This window comes from Streptomyces chumphonensis, from assembly GCF_014779715.1.
GTDB lineage: Bacteria > Actinomycetota > Actinomycetes > Streptomycetales > Streptomycetaceae > Streptomyces > Streptomyces chumphonensis.
The window spans coordinates 215,882-237,461 of sequence record NZ_JACXYU010000009.1 but is presented as its reverse complement, the minus strand read 5'-3'; the positions used below and the strand labels follow the sequence as shown (position 1 = coordinate 237,461).

Annotated in this window: 24 protein-coding genes; 13 read left to right on the top strand and 11 right to left on the bottom strand. The window is 72.5% G+C overall.

Translation table 11 applies throughout. The annotated features are described in order from the left end of the window. On the top strand, positions 1 to 181 hold a 181-nt coding region (locus IF129_RS18090), incomplete at its 5' end, for a zinc-binding dehydrogenase (protein ID WP_191210734.1). Positions 182 to 388: 207 nt separating this feature from the next. Here the strand turns inward: IF129_RS18090 and IF129_RS18085 are convergent. The 4 genes from IF129_RS18085 to IF129_RS18070 form a co-directional block, all read right to left on the bottom strand. Continuing rightward, complete coding sequence (locus tag IF129_RS18085) at positions 389 to 1,288, bottom strand: phosphotransferase (RefSeq protein ID WP_191210733.1); 900 nt, start codon at positions 1,286 to 1,288, stop codon at positions 389 to 391. 97 nt (positions 1,289 to 1,385) lie between these two features. Beyond that, positions 1,386 to 1,598, bottom strand: coding sequence for a DUF397 domain-containing protein (locus IF129_RS18080; protein WP_191210732.1), 213 nt, complete (start codon positions 1,596 to 1,598; stop codon positions 1,386 to 1,388). 238 nt (positions 1,599 to 1,836) lie between these two features. Next, positions 1,837 to 2,064, bottom strand: a complete 228-nt coding sequence (locus IF129_RS18075) for a DUF397 domain-containing protein (RefSeq protein ID WP_191210731.1) — start codon at positions 2,062 to 2,064, stop codon at positions 1,837 to 1,839. Further along, positions 2,061 to 2,939 carry a helix-turn-helix domain-containing protein gene (locus IF129_RS18070; RefSeq protein WP_191210730.1) on the bottom strand — a complete coding sequence of 293 codons (879 nt, stop codon included), beginning with the start codon at positions 2,937 to 2,939 and terminating at the stop codon, positions 2,061 to 2,063. The genes IF129_RS18075 and IF129_RS18070 overlap by 4 nt, the downstream gene beginning before the upstream one ends. Positions 2,940 to 3,231: 292 nt before the next feature. On the opposite strand from IF129_RS18070, the gene IF129_RS18065 reads away from it, so the two are divergent. Both IF129_RS18065 and IF129_RS18060 read left to right on the top strand, forming a co-directional pair. Then, positions 3,232 to 3,690, top strand: a complete 459-nt coding sequence (locus IF129_RS18065; RefSeq protein WP_398849686.1) for an ATP-binding protein — start codon at positions 3,232 to 3,234, stop codon at positions 3,688 to 3,690. A gap of 248 nt (positions 3,691 to 3,938) precedes the next feature. Further along, positions 3,939 to 4,442, top strand: coding sequence for an NUDIX hydrolase (locus IF129_RS18060; protein ID WP_191210728.1), 504 nt, complete (start codon positions 3,939 to 3,941; stop codon positions 4,440 to 4,442). 39 nt (positions 4,443 to 4,481) lie between these two features. Here the strand turns inward: IF129_RS18060 and IF129_RS18055 are convergent, their stop codons facing one another. Together IF129_RS18055 and IF129_RS18050 are read right to left on the bottom strand one after the other, a co-directional pair. Continuing rightward, positions 4,482 to 5,648: a methyltransferase domain-containing protein gene (locus tag IF129_RS18055; protein ID WP_191210727.1), complete on the bottom strand. Its 1,167-nt coding sequence runs from the start codon at positions 5,646 to 5,648 to the stop codon at positions 4,482 to 4,484. A gap of 238 nt (positions 5,649 to 5,886) precedes the next feature. Further along, positions 5,887 to 6,990: a methyltransferase domain-containing protein gene (locus tag IF129_RS18050; RefSeq protein WP_191210726.1), complete on the bottom strand. Its 1,104-nt coding sequence runs from the start codon at positions 6,988 to 6,990 to the stop codon at positions 5,887 to 5,889. A gap of 348 nt (positions 6,991 to 7,338) precedes the next feature. Here IF129_RS18050 and IF129_RS18045 point away from each other — a divergent pair, with 348 nt between their 5' ends. Together IF129_RS18045 and rfbA are read left to right on the top strand one after the other, a co-directional pair. After that, positions 7,339 to 7,767 carry a hypothetical protein gene (locus tag IF129_RS18045; RefSeq protein WP_191210725.1) on the top strand — a complete coding sequence of 143 codons (429 nt, stop codon included), beginning with the start codon at positions 7,339 to 7,341 and terminating at the stop codon, positions 7,765 to 7,767. Positions 7,768 to 7,997: 230 nt separating this feature from the next. Continuing rightward, on the top strand, positions 7,998 to 8,951 hold the full coding sequence (gene rfbA, locus IF129_RS18040; RefSeq protein WP_191210724.1) for a glucose-1-phosphate thymidylyltransferase RfbA: 954 nt from the start codon (positions 7,998 to 8,000) through the stop codon (positions 8,949 to 8,951). A gap of 114 nt (positions 8,952 to 9,065) precedes the next feature. Here rfbA and IF129_RS26780 read toward each other — a convergent pair whose 3' ends face one another. From IF129_RS26780 to IF129_RS18015, 5 genes are all read right to left on the bottom strand, one after another. Next, positions 9,066 to 10,514: a multicopper oxidase family protein gene (locus IF129_RS26780; RefSeq protein ID WP_191210723.1), complete on the bottom strand. Its 1,449-nt coding sequence runs from the start codon at positions 10,512 to 10,514 to the stop codon at positions 9,066 to 9,068. After that, positions 10,508 to 10,963 (bottom strand): hypothetical protein, encoded by a 456-nt coding sequence (locus IF129_RS18030; protein ID WP_191210722.1) that lies wholly within the window; start codon positions 10,961 to 10,963, stop codon positions 10,508 to 10,510. Before IF129_RS18030 ends, IF129_RS26780 begins: the two co-directional genes overlap by 7 nt. Positions 10,964 to 11,139: 176 nt before the next feature. Next, positions 11,140 to 11,985: an oxidoreductase gene (locus IF129_RS18025; RefSeq protein WP_318153816.1), complete on the bottom strand. Its 846-nt coding sequence runs from the start codon at positions 11,983 to 11,985 to the stop codon at positions 11,140 to 11,142. Beyond that, positions 11,982 to 12,923, bottom strand: a complete 942-nt coding sequence (locus tag IF129_RS18020) for an aromatase/cyclase (protein WP_191210721.1) — start codon at positions 12,921 to 12,923, stop codon at positions 11,982 to 11,984. The genes IF129_RS18025 and IF129_RS18020 overlap by 4 nt, the downstream gene beginning before the upstream one ends. Before the next feature lie 26 nt (positions 12,924 to 12,949). After that, a complete protein-coding gene (locus tag IF129_RS18015; protein ID WP_191210720.1) occupies positions 12,950 to 13,735 on the bottom strand; it encodes a 3-oxoacyl-ACP reductase in 786 nt (261 codons plus the stop codon). Between the two features lie 232 nt (positions 13,736 to 13,967). On the opposite strand from IF129_RS18015, the gene IF129_RS18010 reads away from it, so the two are divergent. The 8 genes from IF129_RS18010 (at position 13,968) to IF129_RS17975 (ending at position 21,558) form a co-directional block, all read left to right on the top strand. Continuing rightward, the gene (locus tag IF129_RS18010; RefSeq protein ID WP_191210719.1) at positions 13,968 to 15,119 is read left to right on the top strand and encodes a DegT/DnrJ/EryC1/StrS family aminotransferase; all 1,152 of its coding nucleotides are present in this window, start codon (positions 13,968 to 13,970) and stop codon (positions 15,117 to 15,119) included. Continuing rightward, a complete protein-coding gene (gene rfbB / locus IF129_RS18005; RefSeq protein ID WP_191210718.1) occupies positions 15,116 to 16,096 on the top strand; it encodes a dTDP-glucose 4,6-dehydratase in 981 nt (326 codons plus the stop codon). Before IF129_RS18010 ends, rfbB begins: the two co-directional genes overlap by 4 nt. Next, positions 16,089 to 16,829: a thioesterase II family protein gene (locus tag IF129_RS18000; RefSeq protein WP_191210717.1), complete on the top strand. Its 741-nt coding sequence runs from the start codon at positions 16,089 to 16,091 to the stop codon at positions 16,827 to 16,829. Before rfbB ends, IF129_RS18000 begins: the two co-directional genes overlap by 8 nt. After that, positions 16,826 to 18,103, top strand: coding sequence for a beta-ketoacyl-[acyl-carrier-protein] synthase family protein (locus IF129_RS17995; RefSeq protein ID WP_191210716.1), 1,278 nt, complete (start codon positions 16,826 to 16,828; stop codon positions 18,101 to 18,103). The genes IF129_RS18000 and IF129_RS17995 overlap by 4 nt, the downstream gene beginning before the upstream one ends. Continuing rightward, positions 18,100 to 19,380, top strand: coding sequence for a ketosynthase chain-length factor (locus tag IF129_RS17990; protein ID WP_191210715.1), 1,281 nt, complete (start codon positions 18,100 to 18,102; stop codon positions 19,378 to 19,380). The genes IF129_RS17995 and IF129_RS17990 overlap by 4 nt, the downstream gene beginning before the upstream one ends. A gap of 106 nt (positions 19,381 to 19,486) precedes the next feature. Further along, positions 19,487 to 19,741, top strand: a complete 255-nt coding sequence (locus tag IF129_RS17985) for an acyl carrier protein (RefSeq protein WP_191210760.1) — start codon at positions 19,487 to 19,489, stop codon at positions 19,739 to 19,741. A gap of 186 nt (positions 19,742 to 19,927) precedes the next feature. Beyond that, on the top strand, positions 19,928 to 20,860 hold the full coding sequence (locus tag IF129_RS17980) for a pseudouridine-5'-phosphate glycosidase (RefSeq protein WP_191210714.1): 933 nt from the start codon (positions 19,928 to 19,930) through the stop codon (positions 20,858 to 20,860). Continuing rightward, positions 20,857 to 21,558 carry an HAD family hydrolase gene (locus IF129_RS17975; protein WP_191210713.1) on the top strand — a complete coding sequence of 234 codons (702 nt, stop codon included), beginning with the start codon at positions 20,857 to 20,859 and terminating at the stop codon, positions 21,556 to 21,558. The genes IF129_RS17980 and IF129_RS17975 overlap by 4 nt, the downstream gene beginning before the upstream one ends. Positions 21,559 to 21,580 lie beyond the last annotated feature (22 nt).

Below are 21,580 nucleotides of genomic sequence, written 5' to 3'. Positions count from 1 at the left end.
CCTGCGCGACGTGGCGGGCGCCCGCTCCGCCACCCGGCTCGCCGAACTCGTCGCCCTGTACGAGCAGGGCAAGGTGACCGTCCACATCCGCGCGGCGTACCCCCTGGCCCGCGCCGCCGACGCCCACCGCGACCTCGAAACCGGCCACGGCCGCGGCAAAGCCGTCCTCGTCATCGACTGACCCGCCCCACCTCTCCGACGAGGGGCGGACCCGGCCAACCGCCGCGTCCGCCCCCTCGCGGTTCGACTGCACAAGGCCCAGAGAGAGCGCTGGAAGGGCGGCAGGCCGTACGTCGTGATGGACGACTTCTCCCGCGAATCGCCCACCCGTACCCGGACCGGTCACCCCGACAAGGCTGCGTATCAGGCGACGAGTGAGGCGCGGCGCTCAGAGCCCGGCGAGCACGGACAGCCGGATCGCCTCGTCCTCGGACAGCGACCGTATCGGCTCGCCGGTCACCACCTGCCGCTTGGACTTCCACCCCCGCAACCAGAGGCTGGTCGCCCAGCTGACTTCCAGCTCATCGCGTTCGAACCGCCGGTCGGCCACCTCCTGGTACGCCGCGAGGAACGCCGTCGACTCCTCGACGGACGGGGCCACATAGGCTGCGGCGATACCCACGATCACCGCCTCCGTCTCCACTATCGCGCTGTCCCAGTCGTACGCGACGTGGAGCGCTTCACCGCGCCAGCGGAAGTTCTCTCGGAACCAGTCACCGTGGCCGATGACCTTCGGCGCCTGCCAGCACGCGATCCGTTCGCGCGCAGCACGGCCGGACCGTTCGAGCCAGTCCGGACCCGCCACCGAGTGAAAGGGCCGCTCAACGTCCTCGGCGGTCGCCCACACCCCGGGCTCGTCATGGTCCCAGCGGTTCCACGACGGCTTCGGTTCGAGGTCGACACCGGCGGCCAACGGACGGGCGGTGCTCACGAGCGCTGCGAGAGCCGACGCGAACGGCCACGGGGCCCGCCCCGAAGACGGGAGTTCATCCCCTCCCTCGACCAGTGCTTCAACGCTGGCAGTCCAACCCCCGAGCGGAGTGGGCGCGAGGATCGACTCAGGAGCGGGATACCCGGAAGCGTGCAGCAGACGCTGTACCGCGAAGCAGCCTTCGAGACGGGCAGCCGGCTCTCGAACCTTGATGACGACCTCCCGGCCATCGGCGAGCACGGCACCGATCACGGCCGAGAGCCGACCGCTCCGGAAACGCTCGGCCACGATGCTCGATCCCAGGTGGTGCGAACACCACTGGTCGAGCCGGCCAGCATCGATACGAGGGAAGTCCATGGGCCGAACCCTACTGATCGACTCGAACGGCGACACCGCAGAAGGCCCTCCTGGCCTGTGGCTCAGGAGGGCGGCTTTGGGTGCCTACGCTGTGAGGTCAGACAGCTTGTACGGCCGCGAACGACGCGAAGCCCGCGAACGCCTCCCGGCGGACGACGAACGCGGGCCGGGACAGGTCCTTGCTGTCCCGCACGCCCACGGCGACGCCGAGGTCGGCGACCTCGATGCAGTTGTTGCCGGTGCCGTCGCTGTATGACGACTTGAACCACGCGCCTGCGGCGGTCAGCTCACCTGTCGAGGTGCGAGCCATCAGGGCTTCCCTACCTTCTTCCGAGTTCGTGCCGGAAATCGATGGATTCTTCGAGGCCAAGGGCCGCACCCACCATCGCGTTGAACTGTGAGCAACGATCCACTGCTCGGGGCTTGTCCGACATGAACACGGCCCGAGCACGGACCGCTCCGAGTGGGTTGACTCCAAGCTCTCCTACAGCGAAGGCGGACCTCCTGCATGGGCACAGGAGGTCCGCCTCGGTGTTGACACTGCTGGATCAGACAGCGGTGCACCCGGCCGCGTACGCTGCGAAGGCCACGAACGCTTCTCGGGGGACCACGAACGCGGGCCGGGACAGGTCCTTGCTGTCCCGGACACCAACGGTGTGGCCGAGGGCGGCGACCTCGATGCAGTTGCCGCCGGCGTGGTCGCTGTACGACGACTTGAACCAGGAGCCAGGTGACGCAAAAGCCTGGCGCGGAAGGGGGATCGAGTGTGTGTTCATCTCCACAGTTTCTCTTCGAGGTTCTTCAGAAACTGCGGCGTCTGGGAGGGCCCGGGCGCCGCCTTCACCATGGCATCGAAGTGCCGCTGATACTGCCCGACGTCGGAGGGCTTCGACCACAACGTGGTCGCTCCATAGCTGTCGCTCTGCACCACTGGTCCCAGTTCCACGAAATCCAAGATCGTGAAATTGAAGCGCGCACGGTACATGTCGGGCAGGTGTTCGGGGATGATCTGCACGTCCACGTTGTCCCGCTCGCAGAGGCGGATGATCTCCTCGTACTGAGTACGCATCACCTCAGGGCTTCCGTAAGCGGTACGCAGGGCTGACTCCGTCAGGATGATGTGGACCTCGCGGTTGCCGTCGAGGAGTTCCTTGCGCTCCAGGCGTGCCTTCACGCTGCTTTCCACCGCGTCGGTCGTGCGCTCCTCGACAATCTTGGCGGAGCCCATCAGCGCCCGCGCGTACGCCTCGTGTTGGAGAAGACCGTGCACGACGTTGTTCTCGTAGCCCCGGACGCGGACCGATTCCCGTTCCAGTCCGAGGTATCGCGGCATCCCTGACGGCAGGACATGACGGTACGAGGTGACCGGCTCGCTCTTCAGCGAATCCCGCTGCATCTGAAGCAGCTGGTCGCGGTCTGCGTCATGTATCACGCCATAGTGATCCATCAGAGCTTCGAGGTCCGCCAGCTTCGGGAGCGGGATCTCGCCGGCCTCTACTCGGCTCAGCTTGGAGCGAGAGAAGCCCAAGGCCAGGGAGACTGCCTCGGCGGTGTACCCGCCGTCCCTCTCGCGGCCCATCTGCTCGCGGAGCGCGCGGAGCTCCTTGCCCAACATGACCCGCAGGTACGTCGGTCCTCGTCGTGCGGCCACCTGTCTCCTTGATTCGGTTCGCTGTCCGCCGGGTTGGGGCCCCTGCCTGGCGGACGGGGCATGACGTCGCCCAGTCGGAGAGTGCAGTCCGGAGTCTTGCACGCACAGCCCTCACGGCAACACCCCATGCGCGTTAATTGGCAATTGCCAGTTCATGCTCTTTCGTGTGTTCGATTGAACGTTAACTATGGGGTGCATCAACGTGGTCGCATTAGAGCCGATGGCGACAGGCCGGACCCACAACACCCGCCCTTCAGCGGGAGTACTGCTGTGGGCGGCCGTCACCTGAGCCGTGGAGGAAATACCTGTGACGCTCGCACGACCGCGCCTCCCGCAAGAGGTGGGCACGCCCGGACCGCACGCCCAGCACGCGGACCACGTCGCGGTGTCCTTTGCCCCACACCCCGAGAGAGCCGGACAGATGCGCGAAGTGGTCGGCGCGCACCTTCGCCTCTGGGGCTGCGCAGAACTCGTCGCCGTCGCACAGCTCGTGACCAGCGAGTTGGTTACCAACGCCATCCTTCACGGCGCCGGGGGAAGCGTGCATTTCAGGCTCGCCCGCACCGATGCCGAACCGTGCATCGAGGTGGACGACGGTTCGCCCGGGCGACCGCGAGTCAGGAACCCGGGACCCGATGACGAGAGCGGACGCGGCATGTTGCTGGTCGACGCCCTGGCCCATCGGTGGGGCACCAGCGAGGACGGGACGAACACCTGGTGCGTGTTGCTCCTCCCGATGGTGGACCGGTGAACGAGGTGGACTCCGGCTTGGTGCTCGGGGTGGCCCTGCTCGCCTCGCTGGTCGGGAGCGGCGTCCGCTGTCTGCGACCTCCTCCCCCGACGAGGCCGATGGAGCGGCTGTGCGCGGCCCAGGCCGAGCGGTTCGCCGACCTGTGCCGCGAGGTAGCGGTGGCGCACCCCTGGCCATCCCCGGTGCGAGCGGGGAGCCGGGATGCGCACTCAAGGCCAGCGGTCGGACGCGGCCGATACCGTGTGAACATGCGTGACGATCACCCCCATGTGGCCGTGGACGACGGTGTGGAGATCCCCGTTCCCAGCCTCGGCGAGGTCTGGGCGGTGGGGGCGGTCGTCCTCAACCAGGCGGGCCGAGCCTTCGCCCAGAGGCGCAGTGCTGACCGGCGGCTCTTCCCCGACTGCTGGGACATCGTCGGGGGTCACGTCGAGCCCGGCGAGAACCTGCTGGACGCCCTCGCTCGCGAGGTGGCGGAGGAGACCGGCTGGCGTCTGCTCCGCGTCCGACGGTTGCTCGGCATCAGCACCTGGACCGGTGACGACGGGAAGGGAATCCGGCACGAGGCCGACTTCCTCGTCACGGTCGACGGCGATCTGGACCGCCCCTCTCTGGAGTGGTCGAAGCACAGCGCCTACGGCTGGTTCGGACCCGACGACCTGCCCCGCCTCAAGGAGAACCGGGCCCCCGGCGAACACCTGATCCATGACCTCATCGCCAAGGCCCTGCACGATCGTCCGGCCGCCGCCTGAGAACGTGTCGCATCCGGCTTCGGGCGGTGGGGTCGGCCGTCATGCCTCGGACGGGGCGCGGGGTGCCGTGCCCCAGGTGGAAGGAGCGACCGCGTAGGGCGACCGCGGTTCGTCCAGCCAGACGGCTTGGCCGTCGGCGGTCACGGTGAGGCCGAAGCGGTCCCGGGAGGGGCTGCCGGCTGTTGCCCACCGCTGGTGCGCTGCCTCCACCTCGTCCCACAGCCGTCGGGGGCCGCCCTGTTCGACGCAGAAGGTCTCGTGGCCGGGCACGTAGTCCACCGAGGCCCAGGACCGGGCGTCATCGGTGAGCAGCCACAGGGTGGACTCGTCGCTGCCGTCGTCGGCTTCCACGAGCAGCGGCCAGATGCCTCCCGGCAGGCCGACGGATACGGCGAACCGCTGGTCGAGGTCCCCGTACAGCGTCTCGGGGTTGATGCCGGTGGTGGTCTCGGACGCCTTCGGTGCGTCGAGGTGGTCGGAGAGGAAGCCCCGCCCGGGACGTTGCTGGCGTGCCCACATGAAGGCGGGGCGGCCGGTGAAGCGACCGTGCGCGACGCCGTCGGCGACGTCGAGCACGGCGAAGCTCGCGGAGAAGAAGCCGTTGCCCCACGGCGTGACGATCCGCCCGGCCGGGGTCTGCTCGATCCAGGCGTACGGCACGGTCTGGACCGAGCAGGTGCAGATCAACCGGTCGAACGGAGCGTGCTGCGGAATCCCGGCGAGGCCGTCGCCGCAGACGACGGTGGGACGGCGTCCGGCCGCCGCGAGGTTGGTACGAGCGCGTTCAGCGAGCGTGGGGTCGGTCTCGATCGTGACGACGCTGGCGTCGCCCAACCGGTGTGCCAGCCAGGCCGCGTTGTAGCCCGTGCCGGTGCCGATCTCAGCGACGCGGTGTCCCTCGGAGACCTCCAGCAGTTCGAGCATGTCGAGCATGAGCGAAGGCATCGACGTGGAGGAGGTGGGGGTCTGCAACCCGCTCCCGTTCGTGTCGTCGCCGTCGTTGACCTGGGTGGTCAGAGCGAGGTCGCCGTGGACGTAGCGGGCCCACGTCGCGGGGGTCTCGGCCCGGTCGACGACCCGCTCGCCCTGGCGGAAGGTGTCGGGTACGAACAGGGCACGGTCGATCGCGGAGACGGCGGCCGTCCACTGCGGGGTGAGGGCCCCGAGGTTGGTGAGGATCTCCACCAGACGCCGCGGCTCGCTCACGCGGTCACTTCTTCTTCGGGGGCCACTGGCCGTCGGACTCCTGGGGCGACTGCTTCTTGTCGCCCTCCTCGCCACCCTTGCCGTCACCGTGCCTGCCCATGGGGGACCTCCCGTCCTCCGTACCGACCGAAGGGGCTATGCCCGAATCCGTCCCACCTTACGCACCGTTACCGGCGGTTGGCTGAGAAGCGCCGGGACGGTAGGGAGCGGGGTCGGAGGAACGACGGGCCGTCTCGCGTCAGGGCACCGGTCGTTCGGGGGTGTCGAGCCAGACGTGGGGGGTGCCGTCCGGGCGGACGGTGAGGCCGAAGCGGTCGCGTGGGGGGCAGCCGAGGCGTTCCCACTGCCGGTAGGCGGATTCCACTTCGTCCCACAGACGGCGCGGCCCGTACTGGTCGGTCTCGAACTCCTGCGTGCGGGGGACGTACTCGGCGGTGGCCCACGACGTGCCGTCGTCGGCGAAGAGCCACAGGGTGGCCTCCCCGCTGTCGTCCTCCGCGTCGCACCAGCGGTACCAGGCGTCCGTGACGTGCAGCGACACGAAGAACGCGGGATCGGTCTGCAGCACGTTCTGCGGGGGGACGCGGGTGCCGCCCCGGTCGCCGGTCTCGCCGTGGTAGTAGTCGCGGATGTGACCGGCGCCGGCGCGCCGGACGCGGTCCCACATGAAGCCCGGGTCACCGGTCACGCGCCCCCGTGCGGTGCCGTCGCGCACGTCCAGGAGGGCGAAGGAGCCGTGGAAGAAGCTGCTGCCCCACGGGGCGATGATCCGCCCGTTCGGGCACTGTTCCACCAGACGTCCGAAGTCGCGGAGGGTGCAGGTGGCGATGACCCGGTCGTAGGGGGCGCCCGGTGCGTGGCCCGCCAGGCCGTCGCCGACGACGACGTCCGGACGGTATCCGGCGGCGGCCAGGGCGGCGCGGGCCCGCGCGGCGACGTCCCGGTCGTACTCCACGGTGGTCACCCGGTCCTCACCGAGGCGGTGGCACAGCCACGCCGCGTTGTAGCCGGTGCCGGTCCCGATCTCCAGCACGCGGTCGCCGTCCCGCACGTCGAGCAGGTCGAGCATCTCCAGCATGAGGGACGGCATGGAGGACGAGGACGTCGGCCGTTCGAACGCCCCGGCGCCGAGGTCCAGTCCGTCGTTGACCTGGGTGATGACGGGGGCGTCGCTGTAGACGACCGACCGCCACGCCTCCGGGTCGGCGTCGGCGTCGTACGCGCCGAACCGCGCGGGGATGAACAGCGCCCGGTCCACCGCGGCGACGGCGTCGCGCCATGCGGGAGGCACGGCACCGGCCCTCTCCAGGGTGCGGACGAGGTCGTGCCGTGCCGTCGTCAACGCGGACTCATTTCGGCGGCTCGTACGGCTTCGTGGGGCCCGGAGGCTTCTCCCGGTGGCCGTCGCCTCCGGCCGTGTCGGGTTTTCCGGAGTGGTTCCCGCCCTTTTTGCCCATGGCACGCCTCCCGTGCTCGGTGGGTCCAAGGAACGAGGCCCCGGACAGCAGTTCCACACATCGAGGACATCCTGAGGGATGACGGCCGCTCGCGTCCTGCCGTCGTCTCAACGTCCTGTCGTAGGCGTCACTTTCACGCCAGACTCGGGCGTTCACCGCCGCAGAGGGCCATCTCCTGACTACGTTGCGTGGGGTTCGTCACGGAATCCGAAACCTTCAGAGGGAGAACCAGCATGAGCGTGATCATCCGCAAGCTCAACGCCGCCACCTATCCCGGCTTCGACACCTTCAAGGCGTACTTCGAGTCCTGCTCGCAGGACTGGCTGAACTGGCCGGGGAAGTTCGTCATCAAGAACAACGAGATCCACATCCAGGGCTCGGCCGACTGGATGACCACGATCTTCAACCGCCCGGAGTTCCGGCTGCTGTGGTCATTGCTGCCCGCAGGAACCGACATCCGGACCGCCTTCCACCAGATGTACGCCCTCAAGTACCGCAAGGAGATGGGGCTGGAGGGTGAAAGCGGCACGTACACGCTGCGGATCGCCACCCACTGGCGGGTTCTTGAACGTCAGAACGAGGCCCAGCTCTCGCAGGAACACCTCGTGCGCTACGAGATGGTCGGTGGCGACACGACGTATGAAGTGACGGTCGGCCTGTAACCGCGCTGCGGCCTTCTCCGGGCCGGACCCGCGTCGACGGACCAGGACAGGGCGATCGTTGAGCCGATCGACACGACCCGACTCGGGTGGGAGAGGGCACAGGCCTTCCCGGTGCGGGAGATTCTCGGGGCGCATTCGGCGCCGGTGACTTGAGGGCTTCTCCACCGGGGCGGCGGAGGATGGGCGGGGCAGCGGTATGGCCTGCCCCCACCCGATTCATGGAGGACCCGGTGAAGGGAATCATCCTGGCCGGCGGCAACGGGACGCGGCTTCACCCCATCACGCGAGGTGTCTCGAAGCAGCTGCTTCCGGTGTACGACAAGCCGATGATCTATTACCCGATGTCCGTGCTCATGCTGGCAGGCGTCCGGGACATCCTGATCATCTCGACCCCCGCAGACCTGCCGCAGTTCCAGCGGCTGCTGGGCGACGGCAGCGCGCTCGGGCTGCGCGTCGACTACGCCGAGCAGGCCGAACCCCGGGGGCTGGCGGAGGCGTTCGTCATCGGGGCCGACCACATCGGGGACGACTCCGTGGCCCTCGTCCTCGGGGACAACATCTTCCACGGCACCGGCTTCGCCCAGGTGCTGCGCCGGCACCTGCCGCACACCGACGGCTGTCTGCTGTTCGGCTACCCCGTGAAGGACCCCGAGCGCTACGGCGTCGGGGAGGCGGACGCGGACGGACGGCTCCTGTCCATCGAGGAGAAGCCCGCCCGCCCCCGGTCCAACCGGGCCATCACGGGGCTGTACTTCTACGACAACGACGTCGTGGACATCGCGCGGGGGCTTGAACCGTCCGCGCGGGGCGAGTTGGAGATCACGGACGTCAACCGGCACTACCTGGAGCGCGGGAAGGCGTCGCTGGTGGATCTGGGCCGGGGCTTCGCGTGGCTGGACACCGGCACGCACGACAGCCTGCTCGACGCCTCGCACTACATCCAGACCCTGGAGAGCCGGCAGGGGCTGCGCGTGGCGTGTGTGGAGGAGGTGGCGGTGCGGATGGGGTTCATCACCCCCGAGGAGTGCCACCGGCTCGGCGCGGCGCTGGGCACGTCCGGCTACGGGCAGTACGTGATGGACGTCGCCGACTCCCTGCGCGGCCGGACGGTGGTGGCGGGGGCCGAGGACGCGCTGACCGGCTCCGCGCCCCGGCCGCTGCCGGCCCTGGCGTCGCGGCGCTGAGGCACCGACGGAGACGACGTGGGCCCGCCCGGCCGCGGACGCCGTGCGGGCCCACGTCGTCGTGCCCGTCGGGGCGTGGGGCCCGGCGCGGAGGCCGGGCCCCGGGGGACGGTGTCAGCGGGCGCGGACGTCGATGCGGCCCATCTGGCCGCCGGAGGAGTGCCCGAGCTGGTGGCAGTGGAACAGGTACTCGCCCGCGTACTCGCCCCAGGTCATCGCGATCTTGACCTCCTCGCCGGGGCCGAGCGTGACGGTGTCCTTGAGGCCGACGTCGGTCGGGCCCACCGGGCCGCCGTTGCGCTCCAGCACCCGGAACATCACCAGGTGGGTGTGGAAGCTGTGCCAGACGTGGAAGTCGGGCGGTGCGACGGCGCTCTCGATGTTGCGGATCGTCCAGACCTCGCTGCTGCCGACGGTCGTCACCACGTCGGCGCGGTTCGGGTCGTAGGTGACGCCGTTGATCGTCATCTCGGGGAACGTCTGGAGGACGAACTCGCGTTCCACCGTGCCGTTCGGCATGGGCGGCAGCTCGGAGAGACGGTCCGGGACGCGGCTGCGGTCGCGGGCCTCGCGGACGACGTCGAAGCGCAGCACCTCGGGACGTTCGGTGGGCAGGGCGCCGGTGTTCTCCAGGACGACGGAGGAGCCGACCGGGTAGCGGGAGAAGTCCACGACGACGTCGATGCGTTCGCCGCCGAGCATGGTCAGCTCGGTCTGCCGGACGGGCTCGGCCAGCAGGCCGCCGTCGGAGCCGATCTGGGTGAACTCCGAGCCGTCGGCCAGGCGCAGCCGGAAGTAGCGGTTGGCGCAGGCGTTGTAGAGGCGCAGCCGGTACTTGCGGGCGGCCACCTGGAAGTACGGCCGCTCCTTGCCGTTGACGAGCATGTTCGGGCAGTCGGAGGGGCGGGTGTACTTGAGCGTGCCGTCCGACTCGACGCGGGCGTCGCGGATGACGAGGGGGACGTCGTAGCGTCCGCGCGGCAGCGGCAGCCGGCGCTCCTCGCGGTCGGTGAGGAGGTACTGGCCGTGCAGTCCCTTGAAGACGTTCTCGGCCTCCAGGTGGTGCGCGTGGTCGTGGTACCAGAGGGAGGAGGCGCGCTGGGTGTTCGGGTAGCGGTAGAGGCGGCTGTCCCCCGGTGCGATGGTGTCCATGGGCAGCCCGTCGTGCTCGGAGAGCACGTGGCCGCCGTGCAGGTGCACGGCGGTGGGGACGTCCAGGTCGTTGGTCTGCCGGATGACGACCTCGCGCCCGCTGCGGGCCCGGATCGTCGGGCCGGGGAAGGTGCCCTCGTAGGTGCGCACGCGCGAGGTGAGGCCCTTGACGATCTCGACGTCCGCCTCGCGCATGTGCATGCGGTAGTGGTCGGCCGTGTGCGTGCGGCGGACCGGGCGCAGGACCCGGGGCACGGGCATGGCGTGGGCGAAGGGCGCGGCGGGGGCCGCGTCGGCCAGCGCGGCCGGGCCGGCGGCCGGGTTGCCGAGGGCCGCGACGCGGTCCCAGGGGAACAGGGCGGCGGCGCCTCCGGCGGCGGCGAACTTCAGCAGGTTTCTGCGGTTCAGCATCTCTCTTCCCGCTCTTTCGGGTGTCGGTCGGCTCGGCCCGCGGCCCACGGCACGCCGACGCAGGCGGCCAGCAGCAGGTTCGAGGCGAGGCAGTAGCGCAGGACGGTGGCGGCTTCGCTCCAGGCGGCGTCCGGCAGCGACGTCCAGCCGCTGGGGAGCCACAGCAGGGCGACGGCCAGGGTGGGGACGCTGACGGCGGCGGCCGCGAGGGCGGCGAGCACGACGAAGACCAGCCGGTCGGTCAGTTCGGAACCACCGGCGGCCCGGCTCGCCCGCCCGCCGACGCGTCGGGCCAGCGCGGCGGCGGCCGCCAGCGCCGGGAGGAGCAGGTACAGCGCCACGGCGGCCAGGGCGAGGTAGGCGCCCGCGCCGCCTTGGCCGCCGGCGGCGTGGCCGTGGGCCTCGCCGCCGTGCCACCACATGTGGTCGCCGTCCTGGCTGCGTGTCACGGTGTATCCGTACGCCACGAGCGCCACCAGAGCCGCCTGCACGGAGGCGAACACGCCGAGTGCACCCGGACGCACGCACGTCGGCCACGCGGGGCCGCGCCTCCCCGCCCGGCGCCGGGGCGCACGGGAGCGCGACGACGCCGGGTGCGGGGCGCGTGACGGCGCCGTGGCGGCGCTCACCGGTCGTGGTCCGTGGTGCGGGCGAGGGCGTCCCAGCGTTCCCATTCCGCGAGCCGCTCGCGGAGCAGGCGCGGGGCGAGGTCGGCGGCGCTCGTCCCGAGCAGGAGGCGCAGCGGGGGCTCGTCGGCGTCGACGAGCTTCAGCAGCGCCTCGCCCGCCTTGCGCGGGTCGCCGGGCTGGAGGTGGGCGTAGGCGCCGGACATGCCGTGCCGGCGCTTGGCCAGCACCTCGTCGTACTCCGGCATGGGGGTGGCCCGCACCATGGAGCCCGCGCTCCAGTCGGTGCGGAATTCCCCGGGCTCCACGAGCGTGACGCGGATGCCGAAGCCCGCGACCTCCTGGGCGAGCGCCTCGCTGAGCCCTTCCAGCGCCCACTTGCTCGCGCAGTACAGGCCGAGGTTGGGGTAGGTGGCGATGCCCGCGATGCTGGACATCTGGAGGATGTGGCCGCCGCCCTGCCGCCGCATCACCGGCAGCACGGCCTGGGTGACCCACAGGGCGCCGAACAGGTTGACGTCCAGCTGGTCGCGGGCCTGCTGCTCGCCGACCTCCTCGACGCCGCCGGAGAGGCCGTAGCCCGCGTTGTTGAGCAGCACGTCGACGCCACCGGCGCGTTCGGCGGCCTCGGCGACCACCGCGCGGACCGCCTGCCGGTCGGTGACGTCGAGCGCGAGCGGCACGACGCGGTCGCCGAAGCGTTCCACGAGCCCGGCCAGGCCCGCGGTGTCCCGGGCGGTGGCCACGACGACGTCGCCGGCCTCCAGCACGACCTCGGTGACGGCGCGGCCGAGTCCGCGCGAGGCGCCGGTCACCAGCCAGGTGCGCCGCCGGGGGGAGGTCACCGGCGGGCCTTCTCGGCGTACTCGCGGGCGTGGCCGAGGGTGGCGCGGCTGTTGGTGCCCAGGGCGTTGCGGATGAACTCCCGGGCGTCCCGGACGTCCGCGTCGGCGCCGAGGATGGCCGGGATGTTGCCCGCGTTGAGGACGACGGTGTGCTGCGAGGTGGCGGTGGTGACGCCGTCGGCGTCCTCCACGAGGTGCCAGTAGCCGGTGTGCAGCGTCATGAGGGCGGGCAGCGTCGTCTGCTTGTAGGCGATGCGGTGGTGCGGGAAGCAGACGCGCACCGACTCGGTGGTGTGGGAGGAGCCGTCCTTGGTGAGGGTGTCCATGCGCAGGATCTGCAGGCCGGGGGTGTCCTCGCGCAGGTCGACCCGGGCGACGTGCGGCAGCCGCTGCTTCCAGTGCTGGGCCTCGTTGATGAAGTCGTAGACGTCCTTCGCGGAGCCGTTGATCGTCACGGAGTCCTCGAAGGAGAGCGTCAGCTCGGCCGAGCCGGTGGCGAGCTCGACGTTGGCCTTGAGCGCGTCGAGTTCGGAGCGGCTGTTGCGGTCGACGGCCCGGTCGATCCAGGCGAGCTTGTCCGGGTCGTCGTCCACGGCGCGGTAGTCGTGCAGCAGCCGGACGCGGCAGCGCAGCGCGTCCAGGGCCTCGATGACCCAGGTGCCGCCCATCCGCGCCACCGGGGCGGCGGGCACCTCCTGACGGAAGGTGATGCGCAGGGCCTCCGGGTCCAGGGTGCGGCGGGACGTCCAGTTCTTCGCCTCGCCGTTGGCGGTGGCCCAGATGCGGATGCGCTCCTCGCGCTCGCCCTTCTCGACGTGGTCCACGTGGACCGTCGGCGGGAAGATGCGCGGCCAGTTCTCCACCTCGGCGATGAGCCGGTACACCTCGGCCGCCGGGGCGTCGATCGTTATGTCGTGCTCGACCTCTCGCACGGTCATCAAGCGCTCCTCGGGGAGAAGGGGGGTCAGAAGTTGCCCAGCCCGCCGCAGACGTTGAGCGCCTGTGCGGTGATGGACGCGGCGGTGTCGGTGACGAGGTAGCCGACGAGGCCGGCCACCTCCTCTGGGGTGGAGTAGCGGCCGAGGGGGATCTTGGCCTGGAACCTGGCCAGGATCTGCTCCTCCGTCGCGTCGTAGGCGGCGGCGTAGCCCTGTCGTACGCGCTGGGCCATCGGCGTCTCGACGTACCCCGGGCACACGGCGTTGACGGTGATACCGGTGGGGGCCAGTTCGTTGCCGAGGGCCTTGGTGAAGCCGACGACGCCGTGCTTGGACGCGGAGTAGGGCGCGCCCAGGACGACGCCCTGCTTGCCGGCGGTGGAGGCGATGTTGACGATCCGGCCCCGGTCCTTCTCCCGCATCCCGCCGGTGGTGAGCACCTCGCGGGTCATGCGGAAGACGCTGGTGAGGTTGGTGTCGATGACGTCGAGCCACAGCTCGTCGGTGAGGTCGGCGGTGGGGCCGCCGCCGGACCGGCCCGCGTTGTTGACCAGGACGTCGACGGTGCCGTAGCGGTCGACGGCGGCGCGCACGAACCGGCGGACGTCCTCGGGCGCGGTCACGTCGCAGGACGTGCCGTCGACCTCCAGCCCCTCGTCACGCAGTTCCTTGACGGTGGCGGCCACGGCGTCCGCGCCGCGGGCGCAGAGGAAGACCCGGTGTCCGGTCCCGGCCAGCAGCCGGGTCACGGCCAGGCCGATACCGCTGGTCGCGCCGGTGACGAGGGCGACCCGCTGTTCCTGCTCCGACATGAGCTCTCCTCCGGTGGGCGGTCGATGGCCGGTCGGTGCCGCGCCGCGGGGCGTGCTCCCGGCGCACTCGCGCCAGCAACGTCACAGATGCCTCTGGAACAGGGCTCGAACCGATCTGGTGTCCGAACCGAGCGCCGCGGCCCCGGCGGCGCCGGCGCGATCGCCCTTCGACGGTGCGTCGAGCGTCGCGGCCCACGGTCGAAAACGGCTACGTCCGACATGAGGGGCGATCATGATCAATCTGTTTCAGCCTCAGGTGGGCGCGGAGGAACTCGCCGCCGTCGCCGAGGTGTTCGACGACAGGTGGCTCGGCCACGGACCTCGGACGAAGGCGTTCGAGGCGGCGTTCGCCGAGCATCTCGGTGTCGACGCAGACCACGTCCTGTTCCTCAACTCGGGCACGTCCGGCCTGTTCCTGGCCCTGGAGTCGCTCGACCTCGCCGAGGGCGACGAGGTCGTGCTGCCCTCCCCCAGCTTCGTCGCCGCCGCCAACGCCGTCCTGACCTGCGGCGCCCGGCCGGTCTTCTGCGACGTCGACCCCCGCACGCTCAACCCCACCGCCGAGGACGTGGAGCGGGCGCTCACCCCGCGCACGAAGGCCGTGGTGGTCCTCCACTACGGCGGCGTGCCCGGCGACGTGGTGCGCATCGCGGAGCGCTGCGCCGCGGCCGGGATCGCCCTGGTGGAGGACGCGGCCTGCTCCGTCGCCTCCCGCGTGGACGGCCGGGCCGTCGGCACCTTCGGCGACGCCGCGATGTGGAGCTTCGACGCCATGAAGGTCCTCGTCACGGGGGACGGCGGCATGCTCTACGTGAAGGACGCGGACCGGGCCGCGCGGGCCCGGCGGCTGGCCTACCACGGGCTCGCCCAGCCCAGCGGCTTCGGCTACGCGAAGATCTCCGCCCGCTGGTGGGAGATGGACATCCCCGAGCCGGGCCGCCGCGTCATCGGCAACGACCTCACCGCCGCGATCGGCGCCGTGCAGCTGCGCCGGCTGCCGGAGCTGGTCGGCCGCCGCCGGGAGATCTGCGCCCTGTACGACCGGGAACTGCGCGACGTCCCCGAGCTGCTGCTGCCGCCCGCCCCGCCCCCGGGGCAGGAGAGCACGCACTACTTCTACTGGGTGCAGATGCCGCCCCGGATCCGCGACGCCGTGGCGTCCGACCTGTACGGCAAGGGCGTCTACACCACCTTCCGGTACGCGCCGCTGCACAAGGTGCCCGTCTACGGCGGCCGGGACGCGCACCTGCCCGGCACCGACCGGGCGGCGGAGCGCACGCTGTGCCTGCCGCTGCACCCGGGGCTGAGCGACGCCGACGTCCGCGAGGTCGCCCGGCTGCTGCGCGCGGCGGTGGGCGAACGGCTCGCGGCGGTGCCGGCATGAGGATCCTGGTCACCGGCGGGGCCGGCTTCATCGGCTCGCACTACGTGCGCACGCTGCTCGCCGACGGGTACCCGGGGTACGAGGGGGCCCGGGTCACCGCCCTGGACAAGCTGAGCTACGCGGGCAACACCGACAACCTGCCGATGGACCACGAGCGCCTCACGTTCGTGCACGGGGACGTGTGCGACCAGGAGTTGCTGCGGCAGGTGCTGCCCGGCCACGACGCGGTGGTGCACTTCGCCGCCGAGTCGCACGTGGACCGCTCGGTGGACGGCGCGTCCGCCTTCGTCGTCACCAACGTGCTGGGCACGCAGAGCCTGCTCGACGCCTGCCTGCACACCGGGACCGGTCCCGTCGTGCACGTCTCCACCGACGAGGTGTACGGCTCCATCGCCTCGGGCGCCTGGACGGAGGACGAGCCGCTGCTGCCCAACTCGCCCTACTCCGCCTCCAAGGCGGGCAGCGACCTGCTGGCACGCGCCTACCACCGCACCCACGGGCTGGACGTGCGCGTCACGCGCTGCTCCAACAACTACGGGCCGCACCAGCACCCCGAGAAGCTGATCCCGCTGTTCGTCACGCGGCTGCTGCGCGGACTGACCGTGCCGCTGTACGGGGAGGGCGCCAACGTCCGGGAGTGGCTGCACGTGGAGGACCACTGCCGGGCGATCCAGCTCGTCCTCACCGGCGGCCGGGCCGGCGAGGTCTACAACATCGGCGGCGCGACGGCCCTCAGCAACCGGGAGATGACCGAGCGGCTGCTGGAGCTGTGCGGCGCCGACCGGGACCGCGTCCGGCGGGTGGCCGACCGCAAGGGCCACGACCTGCGGTACGCCATCGACGACGCGAAGATCCGCGCCGAACTGGGCTACGCGCCGCGCCGGTCGCTGGACGAGGGCCTGGCCTCCGTCGTCGAGTGGTACCGCGCCCACCCCGGCTGGTGGAAGCCGCTCGTGGAGGGGGACGGCGATGGGTGAGCCGGGGCCGGGGCCCGTGCCGCTCTACTGCGTGCCGCACGCGGGCGCCGGCACCTCGGCCTTCGCCCGCTGGTCCGCCTCCCTCGGCCGGGGCGTGGAGCCGCGCCCGGTGCTGCTGCCCGGCCGCGACCGCCGGCGCCGCGAGCCCCGGGTGACCGGGGCCCGCGCCCTCTTCGCCGACCTGCTGCGCCACAACGGCCCGCCGCCGCAGGGGCCCTACGTCCTGTACGGGCACAGTCTGGGCGGGCTCGTCGCCTACTCGGTGGCCCGCGCCCTGCACCGGGCGGGCCGCCCGGGACCGGCGCTCGTCGCCGTCGGGGCGTGTCCGCCGCCGGACGCGGCCGTGGCGCTGACCGACGCCGCCGACCTGCCCGACGAGGAGCTGCTCGCCGTCCTCACCGGCCTCGGCGCCGTGCCCCCGGAGGCGCCGGCCGGGGGTATCTGGCGGCGCTCGGCCCTCGGCGTCCTCCGCGACGACCTGCGGCTGGCCACCGCGCTGCGGGCGGGCGCCGACGGGCCGCTGGACGTCCCGCTGCTGGCCGTCTCGGGTGACGGGGACGCGCTGGCGGGCCCGGAGGTGATGGCGGGCTGGCGCCGCTGGACCACCGGGCGGTACGCCGAACGCACCGTCACCGGTGACCACTTCTTCGTCCGTGACGCGGCGCTGCCCCGGCTGCTCGGCCGGGCCTGCCGCGTCGTCCTCAGGAGTTCCGCCGTGGAGGGAAGCCGATGAACCGACGTGTCGCCATCACCGGGATCGGGGTGGTCGCCCCAGGTGGGGTGGGGACGAAGGAGTTCTGGTCCCTGCTGACGGCCGGACGGACCGCGACCCGGGGCATCTCGCTCTTCGACGCGGGCGCCTTCCGCTCCCGCATCGCCGCCGAGGCCGACTTCGACCCGCTCGACCACGGCTTCACCGCCGAGGAGGCGCGGCGCCTGGACCGCGCGGCCCAGTTCGCCGTCGTCAGCTCCCGGGAGGCGCTGGCGGACAGCGGCCTCGGGGACGCCGCCGACCCCGTCCGCCTCGGGGTGACGCTCGGCAGCGCGGTGGGCTGCACGATGGGGCTGGACGTCGAGTACAACACCGTAAGCCGGGGCGGTTCCGGCTGGCTCGTCGACCACGAGCTGGCCGTCCCGCACCTGTTCGACTACTTCGTGCCCAGCTCGATGGCGGCCGAGGTGGCCCGGCGCGCGGGCGCCCAGGGGCCCGTCTCGCTGGTCTCCACCGGCTGCACCTCCGGGCTGGACGCCATCGGCCACGCCGTCGAGCTGATCCGCGAGGGCAGCGCCGACGTCATGGTGGCCGGGGCCACCGAGGCGCCGATCTCCCCGATCACGGTGGCCTGCTTCGACGCGATCAAGGCGACCTCCCCGCGCAACGACGACCCCGGGACGGCCTCCCGCCCCTTCGACCGCACCCGCAACGGCTTCGTGCTCGGCGAGGGCTCGGCCGTGCTCGTGCTGGAGGAGCTGGCCGCGGCCCGCCGCCGGGGGGCGCACGTCTACGCCGAGATCGCCGGGTTCGCCAGCCGCTGCAACGCCTACCACATGACCGGGCTGCGCAAGGACGGCGCGGAGATGGCCGAGGCCATCCGCGTCGCCCTGGACGAGGCCCGGCTGGACCCGAGCGCGGTGGACTACGTCAACGCGCACGGCTCGGGCACCAAGCAGAACGACCGGCACGAGACGGCCGCCTTCAAGCGCAGCCTCGGCAGCCACGCCCACGCGGTCCCGGTCAGCTCCATCAAGTCGATGATCGGGCACTCGCTGGGTGCCATCGGTTCCCTGGAGGTCGCCGCGAGCGCGCTGGCCATCGAGCACAACACCGTGCCCCCGACGGCGAACCTGCGCGAGCCCGACCCCGAGTGCGACCTCGACTACACCCCGCTCACCGCCCGCGAGCAGCGCACCGACACCGTGCTGAGCGTCGGCAGCGGATTCGGCGGGTTCCAGAGCGCCATGGTCCTCACCCGCCCGCGTCCCGCCGAGCCCGGAGAGCCCGCATGACCCTCACCGAGACCCACCCGCGCGGCGCCGCCGCGCCCGGCCCGGACGGCCCGGACGGCAGCGGCGCGCAGGCCGTCGTCACCGGCATCGGCGTCGCGGCACCGAACGGCCTGGGCACCCGGGCGTGGTGGCGGGCGACCCTCGCCGGGGAGAGCGGCATCGGCCCGCTGACCCGCTTCGACGGGGAGCGCTACCCCGCCACCCTGGCCGGGGAGGTGCCCGGCTTCGACCCGGCCGCACACGTCCCCAGCCGGCTGCTGCCGCAGACCGACCACATGACGCGGCTCGCGTTCGCCGCCGCCCGGGAGGCGCTGGACGACGCGGGCGTGGACGCCGCCGCACTCCCGGAGTACGGCGCGGGCGTGGTGACGGCCGCCTCGGCCGGGGGCTTCGCGTTCGGCCAGCGCGAGCTGGAGGCGCTGTGGAGCCGGGGCGGCGCCCATGTGAGCGCCTACCAGTCCTTCGCCTGGTTCTACGCCGTCAACACCGGCCAGATCTCCATCCGGCACGGGCTGCGCGGCCCGAGCGGGGTGCTCGTCACCGAGCAGACGGGCGGCCTCGACGCGCTCGCCCAGGCCCGGCGGCAACTGCGCAAGGGCATCGGCGTGCTGGTCACCGGGGGCGTCGACTCCTCGCTGTGCCCGTGGGGCTGGGCCGCGCACCTGGCCGACGGCCGGCTGAGCACGCGCCGCGACCCCGCCACCGCCTACCTGCCGTTCTCCGCCGACGCGAACGGGCACGTCGTCGGGGAGGGCGGCGCGCTGCTCGTCCTGGAGGACGCCGCCGCCGCCCGCGCGCGCGGCGCCGAGGTCTACGGCCGCGTGAGCGGCTACGCGGCGACGTTCGACCCCGCGCCCGGCACGGGCGGCGCCCCCCGCCTGCGGGACGCCGCCGCCCTCGCCCTGGCCGACGCCGGACTGGCCCCCGGCGACGTGGACGTCGTCTTCGCCGACGCGGCCGGAGTGCGCGCCGACGACGTGGCCGAGGCCCGGGCCCTGGCCGAGCTGTTCGGCCCGCGCGGCGTGCCGGTGACGGCGCCGAAGACCATGACCGGACGCCTCGCGGCGGGCGGCGGCGCGCTGGACGTCGCGGCCGCCCTGCTCGCCCTGCGCGACCAGGTCGTCCCGCCGACCGTGCACGTGGCCGCACCGGCCGAGGACTGCCCCCTGGACCTCGTCACCACCGCCCGGCCCCTGCCGCTGCGCACGGCCCTGGTGCTGGCGCGCGGCCGGGGCGGGTTCAACGCCGCCACCGTCCTGCGCGCCCCGGCCGGCTGAGCCACCGGGCCCGGACGGCGGGCCCCGGCCCACCGGACGCCCCGCCCACCTTCAGCTCCCTTCCTCCACCTCCCACCCATCAGAAGGAGCGACCACCGTGCCCGAGATGTCCATCCACGACCTGACCACCCTGCTGCGCGAATGCGCGGGCGAGGACGAGAGCGTCAACCTCGAGGGCGACGTGCTCGACACCCCGTTCGCCGACCTCGGCTACGACTCCCTGGCCGTGCTCCAGACCACCGGCCGGATCGAGCGCGACTTCGAGCTGACGCTGGACGAGGACGCCGTGGCCGAGGCGGAGACGCCGCGCGAGTACCTGGCGGTCGTCAACCACCAACTGACCGACCGCAGCAACGCCTGACCGGCCGCCCGGCGCGTGGCCCCGCCCGCGCCGGGCCCCGGGCCCCGGCGCCCGAAGAGCACACCGGCCGCACCGGCCGTCGCACGCGGCGGCACGCGCACGACTGAACAGACCTTCAGCGCCGGGACACCGGCGGAATCCGGGCGGGACGGACGAGGGAACCCCCCACAGGAGAGGAGTGGCCGGGTGCATGCCCTGGTCGAGATCCACGAGGAGGTGCACGAAGCGCTCCTGGAGCGGCGGCCGATCGTCGCCCTGGAGTCGGCGACGCTCGCCCACGGGCCGCCGTCCCCCGGCCCGGTCGAGACGGCTGCCGCCGTCGAGAAGGCCGTCCGGGAGGCCGGCGCGATCCCCGCGACCGTGGGCATCGCCGACGGCCGCTTCGTCATCGGCATGGACGGCGTGGACATCGAGCGCTTCGCCACCGCACCGGCCGACCGCGTCGCCAGGGTCGGCAGCGGGGGCATCGGGGCCGCCATCGCCTCCGGAGGGCTCGGCGCGACGACCGTCGCCGCCGCCCTCGTCGGTGCCGAACTGGCCGGCATCCCGGTGTTCTCCGCCGCCGGGGTCGGCGGGGTGCATCCGGGCGCGGGCGGGACGTTCGACGTCTCGGCCGATCTCACCCAGTGCGCCCGCACCAAGGTCGCCGTCGTGTGCGCCGGGGCCGAGAACGTCCTGTGCGCGCGGCCGACGCTGGAGTACCTGGAGACCCTCGGCGTGCCCGTCATCGGCTACCGCTGCGCGGACTTCCCGGCCTTCTACTGCCGGTCGAGTGGCCTGCGCAACCCTCAGCGCATGGATGATCTGGCCGACATAGCCCGCGCCCTGCGCACCCACTGGGACCTGGGCCTGCCCGGCGGAGCCCTCGTGACCACCCCGATCGACGAGGCGCACGCGCTGGACCGCGACGCGGTGGCGAGCGTGCTGCGCCGCGCGCTGGCCGACGCCGACCGGTCCGGCGTCACCGGCCCCGGGATCACCCCGTACCTGACGAAGGCGGTCGCCCGGGCCACCGGCGCCGCCGGGGACGAGGCCCACCGCGCCGTCCTGGTGAGCACCGCCCGCACGGCGGGGGACCTGGCCGTCGCCCTGTCCCGTACGCCCGGAGCGCGGCCGTGAGCGCCCACGGACGGGTCGCGCTCCGCGCCGCCCTGTTCGACCTCGACGGAACGCTCGCCGACACCCCGTGCGCGATCGGCCGGCTCCTGGTCCGCGTCTGCGCGGAGCACGGCCGGCGGGTCACCCCGGAGCGGGCCCGGCCGACCATCGGCACCCCGCTGGAGGCCGCCTTCGCCGAGCTGCTCGCCCTGCCCGCCACCGACCCCGAGATCTGCCGGGCCGTACGCCGCTACCGGGCCCTGTTCGAGGAGGACGTGCTCGGCTCGGGCCGCTGGCTCGTGCACGCCGGGGTGCGGGAAGGGCTGGAGCGGCTCCACGAGGCGGGCCTGCCGCTGGCCGTCGCCACGTCCAAGATCGCCGGAAGTGCGCACGCGCTTTTGGACGCCATGGAGATCTCCGCGCACTTCCCCGTCGTCATCGGCCAGGACATGGTCGGTCGGGGCAAGCCGGACCCGGAGATGGGGCTCGCGGCCGCGACGGCCCTGGGCGTCCCGGCCGACCGGTGCGCCTACGTCGGCGACACCACGACCGACCTGCGCATGGCACGGGCCGCCGGGATGCTGCCCGTCGGCGTGACCTACGGCATCGGCGGGCGCGCGGAGCTGACCGCGCTCGCGGCACCGGCGGGCGGGGCCGTGCACGACAGCTTCGAGGACGTCGTCGACACCCTCCTGCTCGCGGAGCGGGCGGCGGCATGAGCGGCCCGGCTCCCGGCTCCCC